The organism is Nonomuraea sp. NPDC047529, from assembly GCF_040642995.1.
Lineage (GTDB): Bacteria > Actinomycetota > Actinomycetes > Streptosporangiales > Streptosporangiaceae > Nonomuraea.
In genome coordinates, this window is sequence record NZ_JBEYTJ010000015.1 from 123,763 (window position 1) to 149,178 (window position 25,416).

The 25,416-nt window shown below is 76.0% G+C and carries 5 protein-coding genes; 2 read left to right on the forward strand and 3 right to left on the reverse strand.

What is annotated here, in order from left to right; genetic code table 11:
* Nucleotides 1-9 precede the first annotated feature (9 nt).
* Nucleotides 10-1,326 carry a serine hydrolase domain-containing protein gene (locus ABZ815_RS24365; protein WP_357701526.1) on the reverse strand — a complete coding sequence of 439 codons (1,317 nt, stop codon included), beginning with the start codon at nt 1,324-1,326 and terminating at the stop codon, nt 10-12.
* Between the two features lies 1 nt (nt 1,327).
* A complete protein-coding gene (locus ABZ815_RS24370; protein WP_357701528.1) occupies nt 1,328-13,699 on the reverse strand; it encodes an amino acid adenylation domain-containing protein in 12,372 nt (4,123 codons plus the stop codon).
* Nucleotides 13,700-14,030: 331 nt separating this feature from the next.
* On the opposite strand from ABZ815_RS24370, the gene ABZ815_RS24375 reads away from it, so the two are divergent.
* Both ABZ815_RS24375 and ABZ815_RS24380 read left to right on the forward strand, forming a co-directional pair.
* Nucleotides 14,031-14,573 carry a hypothetical protein gene (locus ABZ815_RS24375; protein WP_357701530.1) on the forward strand — a complete coding sequence of 181 codons (543 nt, stop codon included), beginning with the start codon at nt 14,031-14,033 and terminating at the stop codon, nt 14,571-14,573.
* Nucleotides 14,566-15,735: an MAB_1171c family putative transporter gene (locus tag ABZ815_RS24380; protein WP_357701532.1), complete on the forward strand. Its 1,170-nt coding sequence runs from the start codon at nt 14,566-14,568 to the stop codon at nt 15,733-15,735. Before ABZ815_RS24375 ends, ABZ815_RS24380 begins: the two co-directional genes overlap by 8 nt.
* Before the next feature lie 7 nt (nt 15,736-15,742).
* On the opposite strand, the gene ABZ815_RS24385 is transcribed toward ABZ815_RS24380, so the two are convergent.
* Nucleotides 15,743-25,411, reverse strand: coding sequence for an amino acid adenylation domain-containing protein (locus ABZ815_RS24385; protein ID WP_357701534.1), 9,669 nt, complete (start codon nt 25,409-25,411; stop codon nt 15,743-15,745).
* Between the last annotated feature and the right edge of the window lie 5 nt (nt 25,412-25,416).

Sequence of the window (25,416 nt, forward strand, 5' to 3'; positions counted from 1 at the left end):
TCCTCCCGTTCAGGACTCCGGCGGCAGGCGGCGGGCCAGTCGTCCGGTCACTTGGATCAGGCCGATCCGGCCGGCGTCGCCGCTGGGGACGTCGGGGATGAACCGGCCGGCGTGCGCGGTGCGGCCGTGGGGCGGCGGCTCGCCGACGGCGAACACCAGGCCGGGGAAACACGTGATCGCGCCCGTGGACCGCAGGCTCAGGCGGCCCCCGCCGTCCTCGGCCACCTCGAACCTGGCCGCGCCGTTCGCGTACGCTCCCGCGCAGCCCGGCGGACCCGGCACGGGCGGCCCGGGAGCGGCCAGCGGGCGGTGGTCGCCCACCTCGACGCCCGCCGCCGCCAGCCGGTCCACCAGGTCGCGCCACACGGCCAGGCCGGTGTTCGCGTTCGTGGTCAGCGCGACGACCGTGCCGCTGACGGGATCGGCGCGCAGGTGGCACGAGGTGCCCTCGCCCGTGCCGTCGTGGCCGAACCACTCGGCGCCGTCGCGGCGGTGGATCGCCCAGCCGAGACCCCACCCGTCCGCCATGCCGTACGGGCCGATCGCGGCGCCGGCCAGCCGGTCCACGCGCATCCGCAGCAGCGTGTCCGCGCCGAGCAGGGCGGGCAGGGACGGGTCGCCCAGGTGCAGGCGGGCGAAGGCGACCAGGTCGGCGGCGCTGAGCGCCAGCGCGCCGTCCGGGGCCTCGACGGGCGACTCCTCCTCGGCCGCCGCCACCACCACGTCCCGGGACGGGTGCACGGTGTGGCCGGTCGCCGCCCGGCGGGCCGTCGGCGGGCCCGCCACGTACGCGGGCGTGATCTCCAGCGGGGCCAGCAGCAGGTCCTCGACCGCCTCCCACCAGGTCATCCCGGTGACGGACTCGATCAGGTGCCCGGCCAGGACGTACCCGGCGTTGGAGTAGGAGAACGCGGGGACGATGCCGGGCCAGGCGGGCCCGCAGTGTCCTTCGGCCCACGCCCGCCTGCTGGGCGCACGGTCGGCGTCCTCGGCGTTGGCCGCCAGGCCGGCGGTGTGGCTGAGCAGCCGGCCCAGGGTGAGGTCCGCGGCGTACGGACCCAGCTCGGGCAGCGGTCCGGCGAGCGGCGTGCCGAAGCCCACGTCGCCGTCGTCGGCCAGCATGGCGGCCAGCGTCGCGGTGAACGGCTTGGTCAGCGACCCGAGCGGGAACGCGGTGCCGGCCGTCACCGGCAAGCCGCCGGGGGTCTGCACGCCGTACTCGGCGGTCGTCGTCCGGCCGTCGCGGTGGACGGCGAGCTGGGCGCCGGGGACACGGTGCCCGCGCGCCAGCTCGGCCAGCAGGCCCGGCAGGTCGAGGCGGTCCATGTCAGTCCACCCCACCGGAGCCGGAGCCGGAGCCGGAGCCGGAGCGGGAGTCGGGGGCGGGGGCGAAGCCGGAGCGGGAGCCGGTGGCGTGGCGGGGGCCCGGGTGGCGGGCCAGCGAGCGCAGGCAGGCCAGGAAGTCCGCCATGAGCCGGTCCACCGTGGCCCGGTCGTGCACGTTCCGCGAGTGGTACCAGTCGAAGGACAACCGGCCGTGCCGGATCGCGCCCACGACCTCCAGCAGGTGGTCGGCCCGCTCCAGCGGGCTCTGCTCGCGGCCGATCGGGTCGTGGAAGGCGCGAAGGAGGCCGCCACTGTGGCCGCCACTGTGAACGCCACTGTGGCCGCCGGGCGCGTCCGCCTGCCCGTGGTAGTTGAAGGCCACCTGCGGGACGGGCCGCGACGCCAGCTCCGCCCCGGCCGATCCCGGCGGGCCGAGATGGCGCAGCAGGCCGTAGCCGAGCCCGTTGCCGGGGATCGCGCGAAGCTGCTCGCGCACCGACCGGACGATCTTCACCCAGTCGTCGCCGCCGGGCAGCGTGAGGGCCGCCGGGTACTCCGTGGTGAACCAGCCGACGGTCCTGCTCAGGTCGAGGTCGTCGAACAGGTGCTCGCGGCCGTGGCCCTCCATGTCGATCACCACCCGCTCGTCGCCGCTCCACCGGCTGAGGGTCCAGGCCAGGGCGGCGACCAGCAGCTCGTGGAGCCGTACGCGGAAGGCGGCGGGGGCGGCGCGGACCAGCGCGCGGGTCTCCTCCTCCGACAGCGCGCCGGGCACGACGGCGACCGAGCCGACCAGGTTGTCGCCGTCGTGGTCCACGGGCAGCGGCGGCGGATCCGGCAGCCCGGTCCAGTACGCGGCCTCCCGGCCCGGTCCGTCGCCCGCGGCGTACCCGGCCAGCCTGGTCGCCCACGTGCCGAACGGAGAAGACGCGGGGCCGAGGTCGATCGGCTCGCCGTCGGCCGCCTGCCGGTACGCGGTCTCCAGGTCCTCGGTCAGGACGCGCCAGGAGACGGCGTCCACGACCAGGTGGTGGGCGGTGAGGTACAACCACGGCCGGCGGCCGGGGCCGGTGTCGAACAGCAGGGCCCGGCACAGGGGGCCACGGGCGAGGTCGAACCCGGCGTCCGCGGCGGCGGCCCGTTCATCCATGGCCCCTCGCAGGTCGGTGTCCGTGTCCAGGTGCGTCAGGTCGTGCCGGGCCAGCGGCAGCCGCGCGTCGTCGGCGGGGGCGATGTGCTGCCGCCATTGGCCGCCGTCCCGTTCGAAGCGGGACCGCAGCGCGTCGTGCCGCCGCGCCAGCGCGGCGAGCGCGGCCCGCAGGGCCTCCTCGTCCACCGGGCCGGTCAGCTCGGCCAGCATGGACTGGTTGTAGTGGTGCGGGGCGACCCGGTGACCGGCCAGGAAGGCCCGCTGCACCGGCGTCAACGGCACCGGCCCGCCGGTGACCTCGCCCGCCCCGAGAGCGCCGCCGGCCGCGGCGCCCGTGGAGGCCGGGGCGGCGCGAGCCACCGGGGCCAGCTCGGCGATCGTCTGGTGCAGGAAGAGGTCCTTGGTGGTGACGCCGATCCTGGCGCGCCGGGCCCTGGCGACCATCTGCATGCTGAGGATGGAGTCGCCGCCCAGGTCGAAGAAGTTGTCCTCGACCCCGAACGCCCCGGGCTCGACGCCCAGGACCTCCGCCCACACCTCCACCAGCGCCGACTCCACGCCGTCGCGCGGCGCGATCCGCTCGTCCGCCGCCGTGCCGACGTCCGTGGCGGACGGGTGCGGCAGGGCGCGCCGGTCCACCTTGCCGCTGCTGGTCAGCGGCAGCTCGTCCAGCGTCACGAAGAAGTGCGGCACCATGTAGCCGGGCAGCCGGCCGCGGGCGAACTCGCGCAGCGCGGCGGTCTCCGGCGCGGCCCCGGCCGCCGGCACGACGTACGCGGCGATCCGCGGCACGCCCTGTCCGTCCCCGAGCACCACGACGGTCGCCCGCGCCACCCGCGGGTGCTCGCCGAGCACCGCCTCGATCTCGCCGGGCTCGATCCGGAACCCGCGCACCTTCACCTGGTCGTCGGTCCTGCCGAGGTACTCCAGCGTGCCGTCGGGACGCCACCGCGCCAGGTCCCCGGTGCGGTACATGCGCCCGCCCGCTTCCTCGAACGGCCCGGCGACGAACCGTTCGGCGGTGAGCGCGGGCCGGCCGAGATAACCGCGGCCTAGCTGGTCACCGGCGAGGTACAGCTCCCCGGCCACGCCCACGGGGGCCGGCCGCAGCGTCCCGTCCAGAACGTACGCCCGGGTGTTGCGCATCGGCCTGCCCACGATGGGCCGTTCGCTGTCGGACAGGCGGCAGTACAGGGTGTCCACGGTGCACTCGGTCGGCCCGTAGTAGTTGTAGCCGGCGGTGTCCGGAGCCGTGCGCAGGTCGTGCCAGAGCGCCTCGCCCACCGCCTCGCCGCCCAGCATGACCACCGCCGGCCGGTGCCGTTCCCCGGTGAGCAGGCCGAGCGGCACGAGCTGCTCGGCGTAGGACGGTGTCAGGTCCAGCACGTCGATCCGGTGCCGGTCGATGTAGGACAGCAGCGCCTCCGGGTCGCGCCGCGTGAGGTCGTCGATCACGTGCAGCTCGTGGCCGTCGGCCAGCCACAGCACGCCCTCCAGCGAGGTGTCGAAGCTGAACGCCGCGGTGAGCCCCGCCCTGAGCCGCCCGCCGCCCGCCTCGGGCCGGATGAGGCCGGCCCGGTGGTCGAGGAACAGGTTGGCCAGCCCGCGGTGTTCGAGCACCACGCCCTTGGGCCGGCCGGTCGAGCCGGAGGTGTAGATCACGTACGCCGGGTGCCCGGGGAGCGGCGCGGGCCAGTCCGGGGGGCCGTCCGGCTGCCCGTCGAGCAGCGCGGGATCGTCCAGCATGATCAGCTCGCCGGGCACGGGCGGGCCGAACGCCGCCTCCCGGTCGGTCAGGACGATCACCGGCGCGGCGTCGTCCAGCATGAACGACAGCCGTTCGTCCGGCAGGTCGGGATCCAGCGGGAGGAAGGCGGCCCCGGCCTTGAGCACCGCCAGCAGGGCCACGACGGTCCGGTCGCCGCGCGAGCAGGCCAGTCCCACCAGCGTCTCGGGACGGGCCCCGCGCGCCCGGAGCAGCCGTGCCAGGCGGTCGGCGCGGGCGTCCAGCTCGGCGAAGGTGAGCGTGCGGTCGCGGAAGGACAGCGCGGGCAGCGCCGCGTCCGCGCGGGCCCGTTCGGCGAACAGGTCGGTGAACAGCGCGGACGACGCCGGGGCGCGCGTGCCGTTCCAGCCGGTCAGGACCTGCTCCCGTTCGGCGTCCGTCATGATCGGCAGGTCGGCCAGGAGGGCGCCGGGGTCGGCCGCGACGGCGTCGAGCAGCGTCGTCAGGTGGCCGGCCAGCCGTTCGGCGGTGGAATGGTCGAACAGCGCGGTGCTGTAGCCGATGGCCGCCGTCAGCCGGCCGCCGTGCTCGTGGAAGTCGACCGTCAGGTCGTGACTGACCTGGCCGGAGACGGCCGGCAGCGGCGCGGCGCGCAGGCCCGGCAGGTCCGGGTCGGCCGACGGCGTGTTGTCCAGCACCACCATGACGTCCACCAGCGGGTTCCTGCTCGGGTCCCGCTCCGGACGAAGCAGCTCGACCAGCCGCTCGAACGGCACGTCCTCGTGCTCGAACGCCTCCAGCACGGTCGAACGCACCTCGGCCAGGAAAGCGGCGAACGACGACGAGCCGTCGACGGTGGACCTGAGCACGACGGTGTTGACGAAGAACCCGACCAGCCCCTCCAGCTCGGCCCGGCCGCGTCCGGAGGTCGCCGTGCCGACGGCGACGTCCCGCTGTCCGCAGATCCGGGACAGCAGGAGCTGCGTCACGGCGGTCAGGACCATGAACAGCGTGGCGTCGTGCCCGCGGGCCAGCGCCTTGAGCCGGTCCAGCGTCCCCGGCGCGACGTCGAGCAGGCGCATCGCGCCGTCGGCCACCCGTACCGGCGGGCGGGGCCGGTCGACCGGCAGCGCGAGCGGCGTGAGGCCGGCCAGCCGGCGTTCCCAGTAGGCGGGGTCGGACGGGTGCCGGCGCTGCCAGGAGGCGAAGTCGGCGTACCGCAGCGGGAGCGGCGGCAGCTCGGCCCGCTCGCCCCGGAGCGCGGCGGCGTAGCAGGCGCCCAGCTCGGCGCCGAGCACGCCCATCGACCAGCCGTCGGTCGCGATGTGGTGCATGACCAGCGCGAGCGCGTGCTCGGCGGCGCCCAGCCGCACCAGCGTGGCCCGCAGCACGGGCCCGCGCCGCAGGTCGAACGGCCGGGACGCGGCCCGCTCCACGGCCTCCCGCATCGCCCGTTCGGGATCGTCGTCGCCGGACACGTCGGTCACCGGCAGGGGCACCGGGCCGGGAGGCAGGATCGTCTGCGTGCCGCGGCCGTCCACGTCGCCGTAGACCGTGCGCAGCGACTCGTGCCGCTCCACCAGCCGGTCGAGCGCGGTACGCAGCGCCGCCACGTCCAGCTCGCCGGACAGGCGCAGCCCGTACACGGTGTTGTACTCCGAGCCGCCGGGCTCGAACTCGCTGAGGAACCACAACCGCTGCTGGGCGAAGGACAGCGGCAGGCCCTCGTCGCCCGCGACCCGCTCGACGGCGTCGGGCACGGGCGCGGCGGTGAGCGTGCCGGCGAAGGCGGCGATGGTCGGGGTGTCGAAGAGCTGGCGCGGCGAGGGCGCCGCGCCGAGCGCCGCGCGCACCCGCGAGATCACCCGGATGCTGAGGACGGAGTCGCCGCCGAGGTCGAAGAAGTCGTCCTCGACGCCCACGTCCGCCACGTCCAGCCCCAGCACCTCGGCCCAGATCCCGGCCAGCAGCGATTCGGTGGCGTCGCGCGGGGCGACCCGGGGCACGGCCGCGTCGAGCGGCCCGTCGGGCACGGGCAGCGCCCGCCGGTCGAGGGTGCCGCCCGCGGTCAGCGGCAGGGCGTCCAGCCGGGCGAACGCCGACGGCACCGCCTGCGCGGGCACGTGCGCGGCCATGAACGCGCGCAGCTCGGCCGGACCCGGGACGTCCTCGCCGGCCGGCACGACGTAGCCGACCAGCCGCGTCCGCCCGGCCTCGTCGCGGTGCCCGGCCGCCGCGGCGGCGGCCACCCCGGGATGGCGGGCCAGCGCGGCCTCCACCTCGCCCAGCTCCACGCGGAACCCGCGGACCTTGATCTGGTCGTCGGCGCGCCCGACGATCTCCAGCTCGCCGTCCGCCCGGCGGCGGCCCAGGTCGCCGGTACGGTAAACGCGCTCCCCGGAGGCGTCGCGCAGGAACCGGCTCGCGGTCAGCTCGGGACGCCCCCAGTAACCGCGCGCGACCCCGTCGCCCGCGACGCAGATCTCGCCGGTCACGCCCACGGGCACCGGACGCAGCCCGGCGTCGAGCACGTGCACGCGGGTGTTGGCGAACGGCCGCCCGATCGGCGCGTACGCCCCCTGCCCCATGGGCGCCGCGCCGAGCTGGAACACCGTCGAGTCCACGGTGGTCTCCGTCGCGCCGTAGGCGTTGACCGCGATCGTCCCGGGCCCGAGGCGGGCGAGCACCCGTTCGGCCTCGGCCACCGGCCAGCCCTCCGAACCGACCATCAGCACCCGCAGCGCCTCCGGCCGCCGGCCCGAGCGCGCCAGCTCCTCGGTCACCGCCGCCGCCAGCGACGGCACGGTCACCATGAGGTGCGCGCCGCTGCTCACCAGCAGGTCGGCCATGGCACGGGGGTCGCCGACGTGGTCGGCCGGGCAGATCACCATCTCGCCGCCGAACATCGCCGACAGCAGGAAGTCGCCGAAGAACAGGTCGACCGACTGGCTGGAGACCGCCAGGCAGCGCGGCCGGGTCCCGGCCAGGCCGTAGCGGGCGTCCCAGGCGTGGGTCATGTGGTGGACGTTGCGGTGCTCGACCATCACGCCCTTCGGCCGTCCCGTCGAGCCCGAGGTGTAGATCACGTACGCCAGGTCGTCCGGCCCGACGTCCACGCGCGGCGGCCGGGCGGGGGCGCGGGCCGGATCGAGGGCGGGATCGTCCAGCAGGACGGCCTCCGTCCCGCCCAGCCGGTCGAGCAGCGCCGTACGGGTGACCACGAGCGGGGCGGCGCAGTCGGCCAGCATGGATTCCAGCAGGGCAGGCGGGTAGTCGGGGTCGAGCGGCACGAACGCCGCCCCCGACTTGAGCACGCCGAGCAGCGCGGCGACGGCGTCCACGCCGCGTTCGACGCAGACGCCGACCAGCGTGCCCGGCCGCGCGCCGCGCTCGATCAGCAGGTGGGCCAGCCGGTCGGCCCGCCCGTCCAGCTCGGCGAAGGTCAGGCTGTCGGGGCCGCAGCTCACGGCGGTGTCGCCGGGCGTGCGCGCGGCCTGCTCGGCGAACAGCTCGTGCACCGGGCGGGCGGCGGGGAAGCGCGCCGCGGTGTCGTTCCAGGCGGCGAGCTGCGCGCGTTCGGCGGCGGTGAGCACGGGCAGGTCCGCCGTCCGCCGGGCGGTGCCGTCGGCGAGGGCGTCGAGCAGGGTCTCCAGGTGGCCCAGCAGCCGGGCCGCGGTGGCCTCGTCGAGCAGCGCCGGGTCGTAGTCGGCGGCGATGGTCAGTTCGTCGCCCGCGTGCACGGTGATCATGAGCGGGTAGTTGCTGCGCTCGTCGCCGAGGTGTTCCAGCACCCGCACGCCGTGCCCGTCGCGCCGGCCCTCGGGGTAGTTCTCGAACACCAGCACGCTGTCGAACAGGGGCACGCCGCCCGGCAGCTCGCCGCACCGGTGGACCTGGGCGGGGGACAGGTAGTCGTACTGGCGGCACTCGGCCTGGTGGTCCTGGAGCCGGCGCAGCCAGCCGAACACCTCGGCCTCGCCGTCCACCTCGACCCGGACGGGCAGCATGTTGATGAACAGCCCCACGATCGACCCGGCGTCCCGCAGGCCGGCGGGGCGGCCGGAGACGGTGGCGCCGAAGCACACCTCGCGCTCTCCGGCGTACCGCGACAGCAGGATCGCCCACGCGCCCTGGAGCAGCGTGTTCACCGTCAGGCGCGCGTTCCTGGCCCGCTCGTACAGGCGGGCGGAGCGGTCGGCGGGCAGGCTCACCCGTACGGCGGCGGTGGAGCGTGACCGGTGCGCCCGCGCCGGAGGCCGGTCGTACGGGATCGGCGTCGGCGCGGCGAACCCGGCCAGCTCCCGCCGCCAGTGCCTCTCGGCCGCCGCCACGTCCTGCCGCCCGAGCCATTCCAGGTAGTCCCGGTACGGCCTGCGCACGGGGGCCGGACGGCCCGCGTACCGCTCGAACACCTGGGTCAGCACCTGCGCCGCGCTCCAGCCGTCGAGCATGAGGTGGTGCGCGGTCCAGAAGACCCGTACCCGGGTGTCGGTCAGGCGGGCGACGACCAGCCGCGCCAGCGGCGCGGTGGCCAGGTCGAGGCGGCGTTCGGCGCGGCGCGCCCACAGCCGTTCGGTCTCGGCCCGCCACGCGGACTCCGGCAGCCCGCGCCAGTCGTGCAGCTCGACCGGGAGGCGCACGCCGCGCCGCACGACCTGCACGGGCTCGGGCACGTCCTGCCAGACGATCGCCGTGCGCAGCGCCGGGATCTCGTCGGTGACCTGCTGCCAGGCCCGTACCAGGCGGTCCGGGTCGTCCACGCCGTCGAGCAGGAGGCTGAAGTGGGAGGCGTAGGTGTCGGCGGCGGGGTCGGCCAGCGAGTGGAAGAGCAGGCCGCCCTGCAACGGCGTGAGCGGGTAGACGTCCTCGACCGAGCGGCCGTCGCCCGCGACGCGGTCCACGGCGGCCTGGTCGAGCCGGGCGAGCGGGAAGTCGGAGGGGGTGCAGCCGCCCGCGCCGGGCTCCGCGCAGTGCTCGACGATCTCCGCCAGCGCCGCCGTCATCCGTTCGGCCAGGGCCGCCACGGTCGCCTCCCGATGCCGCCGGCACGAGTACGACCAGCGCATCTCCAGCCGGTCCCCGCGCACCACCGCGTTGACCTCCAGCAGGTGGACGCGCTCCTGGCGCGGGTCGCGCTCGGTCCCCTCGGGGGTCGGCAGCATGCCGCGCGACTCCATCCGGCCCAGGTAGTTGAAGGCGACCTCGGGCTGCCGGTCGTCGCGCAGCTCGGCCCCCGCGGGGGACAGGTGGCGCAGCGCGCCGTACCCGAGTCCGCGCAGCGGGACCGCCCTGACCTGCTCCTTGACGGACCGGAGCAGGTCGCCCCAGCCGCCGTCCGGGAGTTCCAGCACCAGGGGGGAGACGGTGGTGAACCAGCCGACCGTGCGCGACAGGTCCACCTCGGGGAACAGCTCCTCGCGGCCGTGCCCCTCCAGCTCGACCAGGACGCGGGCGCCGCCCGCCCAGCCGGCCAGCACCCGGCCGAGCGCGCCGAGCAGCACCTCGTCGACGCGCGTCCGGTAGACCTCCGGCACCTCGCGCAGCAGCCGCCGGGTGAGGCCGGCGTCCAGCGTGGCCGTCACCGTCCGCAGGTCGCCGGCGACGTTCGCGCCCTCGGCGTCGTCCACGGGCAGCGGGGGGACCTCGGAGGCCAGCTCCCGTACCCGCCGCCAGTGGGGCAGCTCGTGGTCGAAGCCGCCGGACGCCGCGTGGTCGCCCAGCCGCAGCGCCCACTCGCGGAACGACGTGGAACGCGGGCCCAGCCGGATCGGCTCGCCGGCGGCGGCCTGGCGGCAGGCGATCTCCAGGTCCGACAGCAGCACCCGCCACGACACGCCGTCCACGACCAGGTGGTGGGCGGCCAGGAACAGCCGCCGGGGGCCGTCGCCGGTGAACAGCACGGCCTTGATCAGCGGCCCGCGGTCGAGCGCGAACGAGGTCTGCGCCTCCACGGCCGCGCGGTGGGCGTACCCGGCGCGCTCGTCCTCGGGGACGCCGGACAGGTCGACGCGGCGCAGCACCCGGCCGTGCTCGGCGGCGGCGTTGTGCTGCCGCCACCCGGCGTCGTCCCGCTCCAGCCGCAGGCGCAGCGCGTCGTGCCGCTCGACCAGGGCCGTCAGCGCCGCCTCGACGACGTCGTCACCGGCTTCGGCGGGCGGTTCCAGCGCGACCGCCTGGTTGAACCGCGGCAGGCTGCCGGCCAGGTTCTCCAGGAACCAGTGCTGGATCGGCGTGAGCGGCACGTCGCCGCTCACCGGGCCGTCCCCGCCCGCCCGGTCGTCGGGCAGGTCGTCAGGCAGGTCGTCGGGCAGCTCGGCGGCCAGGTCGGCGACGGTCTGGCGGAGGAACATCAGGCGCGGGGTCAGCGCCAGCCCCGCCGCCTGCGCCCCGGCGACGACCTGGAGCCCAAGGATGGAGTCGCCGCCGAGGTCGAAGAAGTTGTCGTGCACGCCCACGCGCTCGACGCCCAGGACCCGCGCCCACACCTCGGCGAGCGCACGTTCGGCCGGGGTGCGCGGCTCGGCGTACTCCTCGCCGCTGTGGCGGGCGCCGGTCGGCGCGGGCAGGGCCCGCCGGTCCACCTTGCCGCTGTGCGTGAGCGGCAGGGCGTCCAGGATCACGAACGCCGTCGGCACCATGTGCTCGGGCAGCCGCCGCCGCAGGGCCTCGCGCAGCTCCGCGGGGTCCGCGCCGCCCTCGGCCGGTACGACGTAGCCCACCAGCCGCCTGGTCCCGTTCGCGTCCTCCTTGACCGCGGCGGCGGCGGCGACCACGCAGGGCTGCTCCGACAGCGCGGCCTCGACCTCGCCCGGCTCGATCCGGAACCCGCGCAGCTTGACCTGGTCGTCGGTGCGGCCCGCGTGCTCCAGCCGGCCGTTCGCCAGCCAGCGGGCCCGGTCCCCGGTGCGGTACATGCGCGTGCCCGGCGGCCCGTACGGATCGGCCACGAACCGCTCGCCGGTCAGGCCGGGCCGGTTCAGATACCCCCTGGCCAGGCGCGTGCCGCCCAGGTACAGCTCGCCCGGCACGCCGATGGGCGCGGGCCTGAGCCGCTCGTCCAGCACGTACGCCCGGATGCTCGGGAACGGCCGCCCGATGGGGACCGGCCCCGGGCCGGCGTCCGCCGGGGTCAGCGGCTCGCTCAGCGTGGCGCCGACCATCGTCTCCGTGGGCCCGTAGCCGTTGAACACCCGGCGCCCCGGCGACCAGGCGCGCACCAGCTCGGGCGGGCACGTCTCGCCCGCCACCACCACGACCGCGCCGCGCGGGACGCCGTCCTCGGGCAGCGTCGCGAGCGCGGTGGGCGGCAGCGTGACGTGGGTGACCCGCTCGCGGGCGATCAGCCCGGCCAGCGGCGCGCCGGGCGGGCGTTCGTCGTCGTCGGCGACCACGAGCGTGCCCCCGGACAGCAGGGCGAGCACCAGCTCCCAGAACGCGCCGTCGAAGGAGAGCGAGGCGAACTGGAGCACCCGCGCGCCCGGCCCGGCGTCCATGCGCTCGCGCTGGACGCGCACCATGTCGTGCACGCCCTCGTGCGTGACCACCACGGCCTTGGGCCGGCCGGTGGAACCGGAGGTGTAGATCACGTACGCGGGGTTCTCCGGTCGCGCGGCCGGGGGGCCACCGGACGGTCCGGCGGGCGCCGGGTCGTCCGGCCCGACGAACGGCAGACCGGCGGGCAGCGCGGACGCGCTCTCCCGGGTGGCCACCGCCAGCACCGGACGGGTGTCGCCGACCATGGCGGCGATCCGGCCGGCCGGCTGCCCCACGTCCACCGGCAGGTACGCGGCCCCCGCCTTGAGCACCGCCAGCACCGCCACGACCATGTCGATCGACCGGGGCAGCGCCACCGCGACGTACCGCTCCGGCCCCGCGCCCCTGGCGGCCAGCAGCCGGGCCAGCCGGTCGGTGCGCTCGTCCAGCTCGCCGTAGGTGAGCGAGCGGCCGCCGCACACCACGGCCTGGGCGTCCGGCCGGGCCGCCGCCTGCTCGGCGAACAGCCGCGTCACCGTCAGCGTCTCCGGCCCGGCGCCGGTCCCGGGCCACAACGAGGTCAGCAGCCGGTGCTCGGTCCGGCCGAGCAGCGGGATCCCGGCCAGCGGCCGGCCGGGCGCCGCCGCGATCCCGGCGAGCAGGCGCACCAGGTGGGCGGTCATGCGCTCGGCGGTGTCCGGGCCGTACAGGCTCGTGTTGTAGGCCAGGCTCCCGGCCAGGGCGCCGTCCCGTTCGGTGAAGTCGAACGACAGGTCCATGCTCGCGGCCAGTACGGGCGGCGGCAGCTCGGTGACCCGCAGGCCGGGGAAGGCGGCCGTGCCGGGCGGCAGGTTGCGCAGGTTGACCGCCACCTCCGTCAGCGGCGGGCGGCTCGGGTCGCGTTCCGGGCGCAGCGCCTCCACCAGCCGCTGGAACGGCACCCGGTCGTGGGCGAACGCGTCCAGCACCGTCGTGCGCGTACGGCCCAGCAGCTCCTCGAACGGGCGCGACTCGTCCACCTCGCCGCGCAGCACCAGCGTGTTGACGAAGAAGCCGACCAGGTTCTCCGTCTCGACCCGGTCCCGGCCGGAGACGACGGTGGCCACGGCCACGTCCGGACGGCCGGTGTAGCGGGCCAGCAGCGTGTGCACCGCGGCGACCAGCGTCATGAAGAGCGTGGCGCCGGCCCGCTCACCGATCTCCCGCAGCCGCCCGGTGGCGTCCGCGGGCACCTCGAACGCGCACGCCGCCCCCGCGGAGCTCCTGACCGGCGGGCGCGGCCGGTCCGTCGGCAGGTCCATGGGGGCCAGCCGGTCCAGCCGGCGCCGCCAGTACGCGAGCTGCTCCCCGGCCTGCGGCCCCGAGGCCCGCTCCCGCTGCCAGGCGCTGACGTCGGCGTAGCTCACCGGCAGCGGCGGCAGGGCGGCGGGCGGGCCGCCGGCGGCCTCGGCGTACAGGGCGGCCAGGTCGTCGAGCAGCACCCGCGAGGACCAGCCGTCGGTGACGATGTGGTGGGCGTGGGCGGTCAGCACGTGCTCGCGCGCGCCGAGCCGGATCAGCCGGGCCCGGAACACCGGCCCCACCCGCAGGTCCACGGGCCGGCGGGCCTCCTCCTCCAGCAGGCGGTCCAGCTCGCCGGGACGCTCCGACAGGTCCGTCAGCGGCAGCGGCACCTCGGCGGCCGGCATGACCCGCTGCGTGCCGCGCCCGTCCAGGGAGCCGAACGTCGTGCGCAGGGTCTCGTGCCGGGCCACCATCCGGGTGAGCGCGGTCCGCAGCGCGGGCACGTCCAGGTCGCCCCTCAGCCGGACGGCCAGCGGCACCAGGTAGTCCACGGCGTCCGGGTCCAGCTCGTACATGAACCAGAGCCGCTCCTGGGCGGGGGAGAGCGGGATCGGGCCGGTGGTGTCCGTACGCGGGATCGGGTCGGCGGCCGACCGGCCGGACAGTCTCCGCAGCATCTGGTCACGGAGGTGTTCCGGCAGTGCCGCGATCCGCTCGTCCCGCTGGGAAGAGATGTGCATCGGGGTGTCTCCAAGCCCTCCGGTTGACGGTCGGCCGCCCGCGCCTGGATGACGTTTCGATGAACTGCGGTAAGCGCGCGGCCCGGACCTCGCGGGCGTCGTCCGAGGCCGCCCGCCGCCTCCTCCTGATGGTGTCAACGGCCGCCCGGCCGCTCCAGAGCATTGAACCGACGGCTAAAGAACCAGGTCGGAGGCAGGTACGGGCGGCGGGCGCGGAGGTGGTTAGGCCGGTGGCCCAAGGGGCAGAGCAAGCACGACGTTGTCACGGTCGAAGCGGATGCGACACGATCGTGATCGGATGTCGATGCTGAATTGTTAGCCCTGGAGAGGTATGACTCCCGCCGGCAAGAAGTTCAGGCTCATGCGGCGTCGCTGCGCGGAGATCGCCCGCCGATTACCGATGCCGCGGCCCTATCGCGTCAGAACGCTCTGCGACCTGGTCGCCGCCGAGCGGGGGCGTCCCATCCGGCTCCTGGAGCTGCCCGGCGACGACGAGATGCTGGGCGCCTGGCTGGCCACCGAGGCGACCGACCTCATCTTCTACAAGCCCGACACGACGCCGCCGCACCAGGACCACATCATCCTGCACGAGCTGAGCCACGTGATCTGCGGCCACTACCCCGAGGCCGACCCGAAGGCCCAGCGGCACGTGTTGTTCCCCAGCCTCAACCCCGCCCTCGTCCGCCGTGTGCTCAGGCGTTCGATCTACGGGTCGGAGGAGGAGCAGGAGGCCGAGCTGCTCGCCTCGCTCATCTGGCAGCGGGCCTGCCGGGAGTCGCACCCGCGGGCGTCGGACGTCCGGCGCGTGGACGCCGCGCTCACCGGGACCGCCGAGGCGATCCACGGCGGGGTGTCCGGCCTCGGCCGTGGGTGAGTGGCTGCGGCTCAACGGCCCCGCGGTGCTGGCGTGCGCGCTGACGGCGTACCGGCTGGCCGCCGTGCGCTCCTGGGTGCGGGACCCGGCCGGGCGGGCGGTGTTCGTCATCCTGGCCGCGATCGCCGCCTCGACGACGGTCAACACGCCCTGGGCCTACGACGTCGTCTGGCGGCTGACCGGCGTGCCGAACCTGGCCAGGCTGGTGTCCCACGCGTTCATGCTGGCCCTCGCCTGGTCGGTCGGGACGTTCGTGCGGCAGGTGGGCGGGCCGCCGGAAGAGCCGCGCCGCCGTACGTGGGGTGAGGCCGCCTGGCCGGCGCTCGTGCTGCTCGGCATGTGCCTGACCTTCGCCCTGGCCCGTACGCCGGTCAACAGCCCGCGCTTCGCCGTCCGCTACGGGGACACGCCGGGCGTGCTCGAATACTGGCTCATCTTCCTGTGCTACCTCGTGCCGGTGTTGTGCCACGTCACCTGGTTCGCCCTGCGTGAGGCCCGCCAGACGGGGAACCGGGCGGTGAGCGCGGGACTGCGTCTGGTCGCCGTGGGCGCGTCCCTGACCGTGCTCTACCACCTGCACAAGGCGGCCTACTTCGCCTGCCGGCGGATCGGCGCCGACTACCCCGACCTGCTGCGGGCGCCTCTGGACATGCTGCTGGTGCCGCTCGGCGTGCTCGCGGTGCTGATCGGCCTGGCCCTGCCGTCGTGGTGGCCCGCGCGGCTGCGCTGGTTCCGCGACTTCCGGCTGCACCTGCGGCTGCGTCCGCTGTGGCGGGCGCTTTACCGGGCCAGCCCGGACATCGCGCTGCTGGCCCCGGCGCCCTTCCTGACCGAGCTGGTCACCTTCCGCGACCTGGACCTGCGGCTGTACCGGCGGTTCGTGGAGATCCGGGACGGCCGGATCGCGCTGGAGCCGTACCTGGACCAGCGCGTGACGGACGCGGCCCGCCAGGAGGGCGTGCGGTCCGGCCTGCGCGGGCAGCGGCTGGAGGCGTTCGCCGAGGCCGCCTCGGTGGACGCGGCCATCCGCGCCCGTGCCCGCGGCCGGCCGCCCGACGGCGGCGCCCAACCGGCGGCCGTGCCCGGCGGCGTCGACCTGAGCAGCGACGCCGCCTTCCTCGGCCTCGTCTCGCGCGCCTACCGGCGGCTGGGCGCGCGCTGAGCCGCCGTCACGACCGGTGGACCGCCTCCTCCAGGGAGTCCAGGATCCTGTCCTGCACCACCTCCGACAACGCGGCGACGGTCGGCGTCAGGAAGAGGTCGCGCGGCGACAGCTCGACGCCGAAGGCCGGTCCCACCCGCGACGTCACCCGCAGGCTGGTGATCGAGTCGCCGCCCAGGGCGAAGAAGTCGTCGTGCACGCCCACCCGGTCCAGGCCGAGCACCTGCTCCCAGATACGGCCGAGCGCCTCCTCGGTCGGGTTGCGCGGCGCGACGTACGACTCCGCCTTCTCCCGCGGCGGGGCGGGCTCCGGCAGGGCGGCGCGGTCCACCTTGCCGTTGGCGTTCAGCGGCAGCCGGTCCAGGGACACGAACGCCGCGGGCACCATGTACGCGGGCAGCCGCGCGCCCAGGCTCGCGGCCAGCTCCTCGTGCGAGGGCGCGGGCCCGCCGGCCGCCGGCACCACGTACGCCGCCAGCGTCCGGCGTCCGGCGGCGTCCTGCCGGGCCATGGCGACGGCCTCGGCGATCCCGGGATGCGCCAGGAGCGCGGCCTCCACCTCGCCCGTCTCGATCCGGAAGCCCCGGATCTTCACCTGGCCGTCCACCCGGCCGAGGAACTCCAGATCGCCTTCGGGCGTCCAGCGGACCCGGTCCCCGGTGCGGTAGAGCCGCCCGCCGCCGCCGAACGGGTCGGCCACGAAGCGTTCGGCGGTCAGCGCCGGCCTGCCGAGATAGCCCCTGGCCAGGCCGGCGCCCGCCAGGTACAGCTCGCCCGGCGCGCCGACGGGCACGGGCGCCAGGGCGGCGTCCAGCACGTAGGCGCGGGTGTTGTCCATGGGACGGCCGATCGGCGCCCGTCCCGCCCGTACGAGCTCGGGGGTCATCTCCCGGGTCGTGACGAACGTGGTGGTCTCGGTGGGCCCGTACCCGTTGTGGAACGTGGTCCTGGGGCAGCGGTCGATCACCCGCGCGAGCGCCTGCGGCGAGGCCGCCTCGCCCCCCGTCCACACCTCGCGCAGCCCGGCGAAACACTCGGGCAGCTCCTCGGCGAACAGGTTGAACAGCGCCGCCGTGAGGAACATCCCCGTGACGCCGTGCTCGGCCGCCAGCGCCCGCAGCCGCCGCGCGTCCAGGTCGCCGGGCGCGACCACCACCTCGCCGCCCGCCAGCAGCGGCACCCACATCTCGTACGTGGCCGCGTCGAAGGCGTGCGGCGAGTGGAACAACACCCGGTCGTGCCCGCCGCCGCGCCAGCGGTGGTCCATGGCCAGGCTCACCACGTTCTCGTGGGTGACCGCGACGCCCTTGGGCAACCCGGTCGAGCCCGAGGTGTACATCACGTACGCCAGCGACCCGGGCGGGGTGGCGGGCAGGGGGGTGGAAAGGGGGCCGGGCGCGGGCAGGTCGCCGTCCACCTCGACGGCGGGCAGGCCCAGATCGGCGGCGCGCCCGGCCAGCGACCGGTCGGTCAGCACCGCGACCGCGCCCGTGTCCCGCAGGATCCACCGCATGCGTTCGGCCGGGAAGTCCGGGTGCAGCGGCACGTACGCGCCGCCCGCCCTGAGCACGGCCAGCATCGACACCAGCGCGTCCGGCGAGCGCCCCTGCAACACCGCCACCCTGGACTCGACGCCCACGCCCAGCCCGGCCAGCACCTCCGCCAGCTCCCCGGCACGGCGGTCGAGCTCGCCGTACGTCAGCTCCGCGCCGCCGCCGCGCACCGCCACCGCGCCGGGCGCCTCCCGGGCCCGCTCGGCGAACAGCTCGTGGACCGTCCGGCGCGGGTGGTCACGCGCGGTGTCGTTCCACTCCGTCAGCGTCAGCCGCCGCTCCCGCGCGCTCACCGCGCTCAGCGACCCCACGGTCCCGCCGGGGTCCGCGGCGAGCTGCCCGAGCAGCGCCGACAGGCCCTCACCGAGCCGCCGCACGGTCGCGGCGTCGAACAGCTCCTCGTCGTGCAGCAGGACGAACGACAGCTCCTCGCCCGGGTAGACGACGAGGCCGAGCGGGTAGCCGTTCGCCTCGGCGGCGTCCACGTCCCGCAGGCGCGGGCCGGGGGCGGAGTAGTCGATCGGGTAGTTCTCGAAGACCACGATGCTGTCGAACAGCGCCGTCCCCGGCGGCACGTCGCTCCACGCGCGGATCCGGGTGAGCGAGGCCGCCTCGTGCTCCCGCGCCCCCGCCTGCGACTCCTGGAGCTCGCGCAGCCAGGGCAGCAGCGGGCGGGCGCCGTCCACGTGGACGTGGACGGGCAGCGTCTGGATGAAGATGCCGATCATGGACTCGGCGCCGTCCAGCTCCTCGGGGCGGCCCGACACCGTGGCGCCGAAGCACACCCGCGGCTCGCCGCTGTGCCGGGACAGCAGGATCGACCACGCGCCCTGGACCACGGTGTTGAGCGTCAGGCCGGCCGCCGCGGCCCGGTCGGCCAGCCGCCCGGTCAGGTCGGGCGGCAGGGCGGCGCGGACCCGTCCGGCCGCCTTGGGCCGGTGCCGCCTGCCGGGCGGCCGGTCGTAGGGGAGCGGCGTCGGGGCGGTGAGCCCGGCCAGCGCCTCCCGCCAGTAGGTCTCGTCCGCGGCGAGGTCGCGGCCGGCCAGCCATTCCACGTAGTCGCGGAAGGGGCGGCGCGGCTCGGGCGGGCCGCCGTCGCCCTCTCCGGTGAGCCGGGCGTACGCGGCCAGCACGTCGCGCAGCAGCCGGTGCACGCTCCAGCCGTCCAGCAGGATGTGGTGCAGGGTCCACACGACGCGCACGGTGTCGTCGTCCAGCCGGATGACCGCCAGCCTGGACGGCGGCGCGGCCGTCAGGTCCAGGCCCTCGGCCCGGTCGGCGGCGAGGAGGGCGGCCAGCGCGGCCCGCCGCTCGTCCTCGGGCAGGCGGCGCCAGTCCTGCCTGACGACCGGCAGGCGGGCCCGCCCGTGCACGATCTGCACAGGATGGTCCAGGCCCTCCCAGGCCAGGGACGTGCGCAGCACGGGCGTCCGGTCCACGACCGACTGCCACGCCCGCGCCAGCGTCCCGGGGTCGGTGACGCCGTCGAGCAGCATCCCGAACTGGGCCACGTACAGGTCGTCGCCGGCCGCCAGGCACTCGTAGAGCATGCCGGCCTGGCCGGGGGTGAGCGGGTAGACGTCGGCGATGTCGGCCGCGTCGCGTCCGTCGCCGAGCAGCCGATCCAGGCGCGCCTGGTCCAGCCCTGCCAGCGGGTAGTCCGACGGGGTGCGCCCGCCCGCGCCCGGTTCGGCGCAGTGGCGTACCAGCCGGGTCACGTTCGCGGCGAACCCGTCCGCGAGCCGGGCGACGGTGGCCTCGTCGTGCAGGTCGGCCGAGTACTCCCAGGTCACCTCCAGCCGGCCGGCGCGCACCGCGGCGACGACGTCCAGCAGGTGCGGCCGGACGTCGCCGGGGTCCTGGAACAGGCCGATGGGCGCGACGTCCCGGTAGAGGTCGCCCAGAGGCGGGTCGAACCGGCCGAGGTAGTTGAAGCAGACGCCGGGGTGGCAGTCGGGCGCGGTGCCGCGCAGGTGACGCAGCACGCCGTACCCGAAGCCGCGCCCCGGGACGGCCCTGACCTGCTCCTTGACGCTCTTCAGCAACTCGCCCCAGCCGCCGCCGTCGCCGTCTTCGTCGGGCAGGCTCAGGGCCAGCGGGAAGTAGGTGGTGAACCAGCCGACCGTGCGGGACAGGTCGGTGCCGGGGAAGATCTCCTCCCGGCCGTGGCCCTCGGTGGCCAGCAGCAGGTCCGTACGCCCGGTCCAGTCGCCCAGGGTGCGGGCCAGCGCGGCCAGCAGCACCTCGTTGACCTCCGTACGGTAGACGCCGGGGACGTCGCGCAGCAGGGCGCGGGTGGTCTCCTCGTCCAGCGACACCGTCGTGCGCCGTCCCGACGCCACGAGATTGGGCCCCTCGCGGTCCAGCGGGACGTCCGCCCTGTCCGGGGCGCCGGTCGCCCGGGTCCAGTGGGGGAGTTCGCCGTCGAAGGCGCCGGAGGCGGCGTGGGCAGCCAGGGTGCGGGACCAGCTCACGAAGGAGGCGGTCTCCGCGCCCAGGTCGACGGGCTCGCCGCGGACGGCCTGCCCGTAGGCGGTGTGCAGGTCCTGGAGCAGCACCCGCCAGGACACGCCGTCCACGACGAGGTGGTGCGCGGTGAGCAGCAGCCGCGGCGCGCCGGAGCCGGTGAACGACACCGCCGCGAACACGGGCCCGCGCTCGGCGTCGATGCCACGCTGCACGGCCTCGCTCTCGCGCGCGATCACGCCCTGTGCGTCGCCGTCGAGACGGACGTGGCGCAGGACGTTCCCGGCCGGTGGCGGGGTGACCTGCTGGGATCGTCCGCCGTCGTGCCGGGTGAAGTGGGTCCGCAGCGCGGCGTGCCGGGTGACCAGGGCGGACACCGCCACGCCCAGCGCCTCTACGTCCACGTCCGCCGCCAGTTCGGCCTCCACGTACTGGTGGAACGTCCCCGGCACGGTGAACCGGTCGAACAGGAAACGCTGGATCGGCGTCAGCGGGGCGGGCCCGCCGTCGGCGGCATCCCCGGCGGTGGCGTTCGCGGGCTGCCCGGCCCGCCGCACGTACGGCGCCAGGGCCGCCACGGTCTGCCGCCGGAACAGGTCGCGCGCGGTGAGCCGCAGCCCGGCGCGCTGCGCCCTGGACACGACCTGGATGGCCAGGATCGAGTCGCCGCCCAGCGTGAAGAAGGAGTCCTCGGCCCCCACGCGCTCGACGCCCAGCACCTCGCCCCAGATCGCGGCCAGCTCCCGCTGCACGGGCCCCGAGGGCGCGACGTAGGCCGCCGCCCCCGCCCGCGCGCCGGGCTCGGGCAGCGCCGCCCGGTCCACCTTGCCCCGCTCGGTCAGCGGGAACGCGGGCAGCACCATGATCACGGCGGGGATCATGTGGTCGGGCAGCGACCCGGCGAGGAAGGCGCGCAGCGCGGCGGGGTCGGGTTCGGCGTCGCCCGCCGGGGTGACGTACCCGTTGAGGCGGTCGCGTCCAGAGGAGGCCAGCACGACTGCGCCGCCCACCGAGGGGTGGCGCTGGAGGGCGGCCTCGATCTCGCCCGGCTCCACCCGGAAGCCGCGGATCTTCACCTGGTCGTCGCCGCGCCCCAGGTACTCCAGCTCGCCGCCGGGCAGCCGGCGGACCAGGTCCCCGGTCCGGTACATCCGTCCGCCCGGCGGGCCGAACGGGTCGGCGACGAAGCGCTCGGCGGTGAGACCGGGCCGGTTCAGGTAGCCCCTGGCCAGGCCGGGCCCGGACAGGTACAGCTCGCCGGGCACGCCCTCCGGGACCGGGTTGGCGTAGGCGTCCAGGACGTACCCGGCGCTGCCGGTCAGCGGGCGGCCGATCGGCGGCAGCCCGTCGCCCTCCCGGCTCACGTCCCCGGCGGTGGCCACGACGGTGGCCTCGGTGGGCCCGTAGTTGTTGACCAGCCGGAACGGGATGCCGGGCCGCGGCCTGCGGCGCAGCACGTCGCCGCCCGTCAGGACGGTACGCAGCGCCGTCCCGTCGATCGCGGGCAGGTCGAGCACGGTCTCCAGCCGGGGCGTCGGCAGGAAGCAGATCGTGGTGCCCATGGCGGTGAACCAGGCCACCAGCTCGTCCGGGTCGTCCAGCGCGTCCTGACCGGGGAAGGCGACGCGGGCCCCCGCGCACAGGTAGGGCCAGACCTCCCACACGGCGGCGTCGAACCCGAGCGAGGCCACCTGGGACGCCCGGTCCCGGGGCACCACCCCGAACGCCGCCACGTGCCAGGCGCACAGGTCGGCCAGGCCGCGGTGCTCGATCATGACGCCCTTGGGACGGCCGGTGGAGCCGGAGGTGTAGATGATGTACGCCAGGTCGCCCGGCTCCGTTTCGCGACCGGACCCGGGTCCGGGATGGTCGTCGCCCGTCTCCGCGTCGGGCCCCTCGTGGTCGTCGCCCGTCTCCGTGTCGCGGGGGCGTACGACGGGCAGCCCCTCGTGGTCCTCGTCGGCCAGCAGGATCGGCGCGCCGGTGTCGGCCATCACGTACGCCAGCCGCTCGGCCGGGATGCCGGGGTCGAGCGGCACGTACGCGCCGCCCGCCTTGAGCACGCCGAGGGCGGCGGTCACCATGTCCGGGCCACGTTCCATGCACACCACCACGGGCACGCCCCGGCCCACGCCGAGGCCGCGCAGCCGGTGCGCCAGCAGGTCGGCGCGCCGGTCGAGGTCGGCGTAGGTGCGGGTGCCGCCGTCCCACTCCAGCGCGACGGCGTCGGGCGCGACCCGCGCCCACTCACTCACCTGCACATGCACCGGCCGCCCGGCCTGGTCGCCGCGGCCACCGGCGGCGGGAGCGGCGGGACCGGTCAGCGTGGGGCCGGTCAGGGTGGCATCGGTCAGGGTGGCATCGGTCAGGGGGGCGTCGGCAGGCGCGGGGGCGGGATGCGGGGTGGGGGGCAGGGGCAGGCGGGCCAGGGGGCGGTCGGGGGCCGCGGTCACCGCTTCCAGCAGCGCGATCAGGTGCGCGGCCATCCGCTCGGCGGTCGCGGCCTCGAACAGGTCCGTGCTGTACTCGATCATCGCGTCGAGCGCGCCGCCGTCCTCGCGCTCGACGAACTCCAGCGTGACGTCGAAGATCGAGGACACGTGCGGCAGCCGGTACGGCTCGGTACGCGCCCCGGCGAAGCGCGGCGTCTTCGGCGGCGCGTTCTGCAACGCCACCATGGCCTGCACCAGGGGCGTCCTGCTGGGATCGCGCTCGGCGTCCAGCTCGCGCACCAGCCGGTCGAAGGGCACGTCCCGGTTGGCGAACGCGTTCAGCACGGTCTCCCGTACCGCGCCCAGGAACTCGGCGAACGTGGCGCGCTCGTCCACGGTGGAGCGCAGCACCAGGGTGTTGACGAAGCAGCCGATGAGCGGTTCGAGCTCGGGCAGGTCGCGTCCGGAGACGGGGGTGCCGACCGAGACGTCCCGCTGGCCGGCGTACCTGGACAGGAGCACCTGGCACGCCGCGACCAGCACCATGAACGGCGTCGCCCCGGCGCGGGCGGCGAGGTCCCCGAGCGCGGAGGCCAGCTCCGCGGGGACGGTGAAGCGGTGCGCGGCCCCCGCCGAGCTGCGTACGGCCGGGCGTGGCCGGTCGGCGGGCAGGTCGAGCGGGGTGATCCCGTCGAGCCGGCCACGCCAGTGGTCGAGCTGGTCCGCCAGGCTGTCGTCGGTCCAGCGGTCGCGCTGCCAGGCGGCGTAGTCGGCGTACCGGACGGGCAGCGGCGCGAGGGAGGCCCGGTGGCCGTGGCGGGCGGCGTCGTAGAGCAGGCCCAGTTCGTCGGCCAGGATGCGCATGGACACGGCGTCGATCACCGAGTGGTGCAGGCTCAGCACCAGCAGGTGGTCCTCGGCGGACCGGCGCAGCACGGCCAGGCGCAGCACGGGGCCGCGGGCCAGGTCGAAGGGCCGGGTCACCTCGTGCCGCACCATGCGGTCCAGCTCCTCGCCGGGGAGGCCGGCGACGTCGGTGACGGTCAGCGGCACCTCGACGGCCGCATGCACCTTCTGTACGGGTTCGGCCCGCGCGGGGTCGGCGTCGCCGTGCTCGATCGTCGTGCGCAAGGGCTCGTGCCGGGCGATGAGCTCGCCGAGCGCGGTGCGCAGCGCCTCGGGGTCGAACGGCCCGCTCAGCCGGTAGCCGAACCGGACGTTGTACTCGGTGCCGCCGGGGTCGTGCGCATGGAAGAACCAGAAACGCCGCTGGGCGTAGGAGAGCGGCGCGTCGCGTCCCGGCGGGAGCGGGGTGACGACGTCCGCGCCCGCGTCGCCCGCCTCGTCGCGGCTCGCGGCGCGAACCCCGCCCGGAACCCCGCCCGGAACCCCGTCCCGATTCCCGGCACGGTTCTCGTCGCCGGACTCGGCGGGGTTCTCGGTGGGGTTCTCGGCCGGTTTCAGGGAGGCGGCCAGGGCGGCCACCGTGCGTTCGCGGAAGATCGCCCGGGGGGACAGGCTCGTGCCGAGCGCGGCACGGATGCGCGGCACCACGCGGAAGGCCAGCAGGGAGTTGCCGCCGATGGCGAAGAAGTCGTCGGTCACGCCCACCCGGTCCAGGCCCAGCACCTCGGCCCACAACTCGGCGATCACCCGTTCCTCGTGACCGCCGGGAGGCGTGTAGCCGGTGGCGCCCTGGGGGCCCGTGGCGGGCAGGGCGGCGCGGTCCACCTTGCCGCTGGCGGCGAGGGGGAGCCGGTCGAGGTGCTGGAACACCGAGGGGATCAGGTACTCGGGCAGGTCCCGCGCGAGGAAGGCCCGCAACTGCTCGGGCGACGGCCCAGCCGCCCCCTCAAGGGACGCACCGCCCGGAGCGCCCGAAGGTGCCTCGGAGGTGGTGGCGGGCTGGGGGACGGGCCGGGTGACGGGGACGACGTGGGCCACCAGGCGGTCGCCGTCGGCGACGACCGCGGCGGCGGCCACCCGCGGATGCCGGGTCAGGGCGGCCTCGATCTCGCCGGGCTCGATCCGGTGCCCGCCCACCTTGACCTGGTCGTCCGCCCGGCCGAGGTATTCGAGCTCCCCGTCAGGCAGGAGGCGGACCACGTCCCCGGTGCGGTACATGCGTTCGCCGTCCGTCCCGTACGGGTCGGCGACGAACCGTTCGGCGGTGCCGCCGGGACGGCCCCGGTACCCGCGGGCCACCCCGGAGCCCGCGACGTACAACTCGCCCCGCTCACCCGGCGGGACGGGCCGCAGCCGGGCGTCGAGGACGTAGGCCCGCGACCCGGACATCGGCCGGCCGATCGGCACCGCGCCGCCGGGCGTGCCGTCGCCGGGTTCGAGGCGGAAGGCCACGCAGCCGACCGTCGTCTCCGTGGGGCCGTACTCGTTGACCACCGTCACGCCGGGACGGTCCGCGCGCCACCGGCCGAGCGCGTCGCCGTGCAGCGCCTCGCCGCCGATCACCAGCTCGCCGCGCTCCGGAGAGGCGTCCCCGCCCTCCAGCAGCGGCAGGTGGCTCGGGGTGATCTTCAGGAAGGACGGCCGGACGCCGCCCGGCTCGTCGAGCGTCCCCGCGTGGACGCGCCCGCCCGCGACGAGCGGCCCCCACAGCGTGGTCACCGACAGGTCGAACGAGATCGACGAGTGCAGCAGCGCCGTGCCCGCCAGCCCCGGGTAGTCCCGCAGGCAGCAGGCCAGGTAGGCGGCGAGCTGCCGGCGTTCGACGAGCACCCCCTTGGGACGGCCGGTGGAACCGGAGGTGTAGATCGCGTACGCCAGGTCCGCCGGACGGCCCGGGGGAGCGGGCGGCGCGTCGGCGAGCGGCGCGGGATCGTCGTCCACGCACAGCACCCGCGCCGCCGTCACGGGCAGGCGCCCGCGCAGCGCCCGCTGGGTGACGACGACGGGCGCGCCCGCGTCGTCGATCACGACGGCCAGGCGGCTCGCCGGCACGCCGGGATCCAGCGGCAGGTACGCGGCGCCCGCCTTGAGCACGCCGAGCAGCGCCACGACGAGGTCGAGGCCGCGCTCGGCGTAGACGGCGACGAGCGTGTCCGGGCCCGCCCCGAGCCCGCGCAGGCGATGGGCGAACCCGTTCGCGCGCGCGTCGAGCTCCCGGTAGGCCAGCGAGCCCGCGGCCGAGGACACGGCGGTCGCGCCGGGGGCCAGCCGGACCCGCTCGGCGAACAGATCGAGGACGTCACGTGTCGAGTTGTCCATCACCC

Coding starts and splice junctions, on each gene's coding strand:
- ABZ815_RS24365 (WP_357701526.1), bottom strand. CDS start 1,326: ATGGACCGCCTCGACCTGCCGGGCCTGCTGGCCGAGCTGGCGCGCGGG.
- ABZ815_RS24370 (WP_357701528.1), bottom strand. CDS start 13,699: ATGCACATCTCTTCCCAGCGGGACGAGCGGATCGCGGCACTGCCGGAA.
- ABZ815_RS24375 (WP_357701530.1), top strand. CDS start 14,031: ATGACTCCCGCCGGCAAGAAGTTCAGGCTCATGCGGCGTCGCTGCGCG.
- ABZ815_RS24385 (WP_357701534.1), bottom strand. CDS start 25,411: ATGGACAACTCGACACGTGACGTCCTCGATCTGTTCGCCGAGCGGGTC.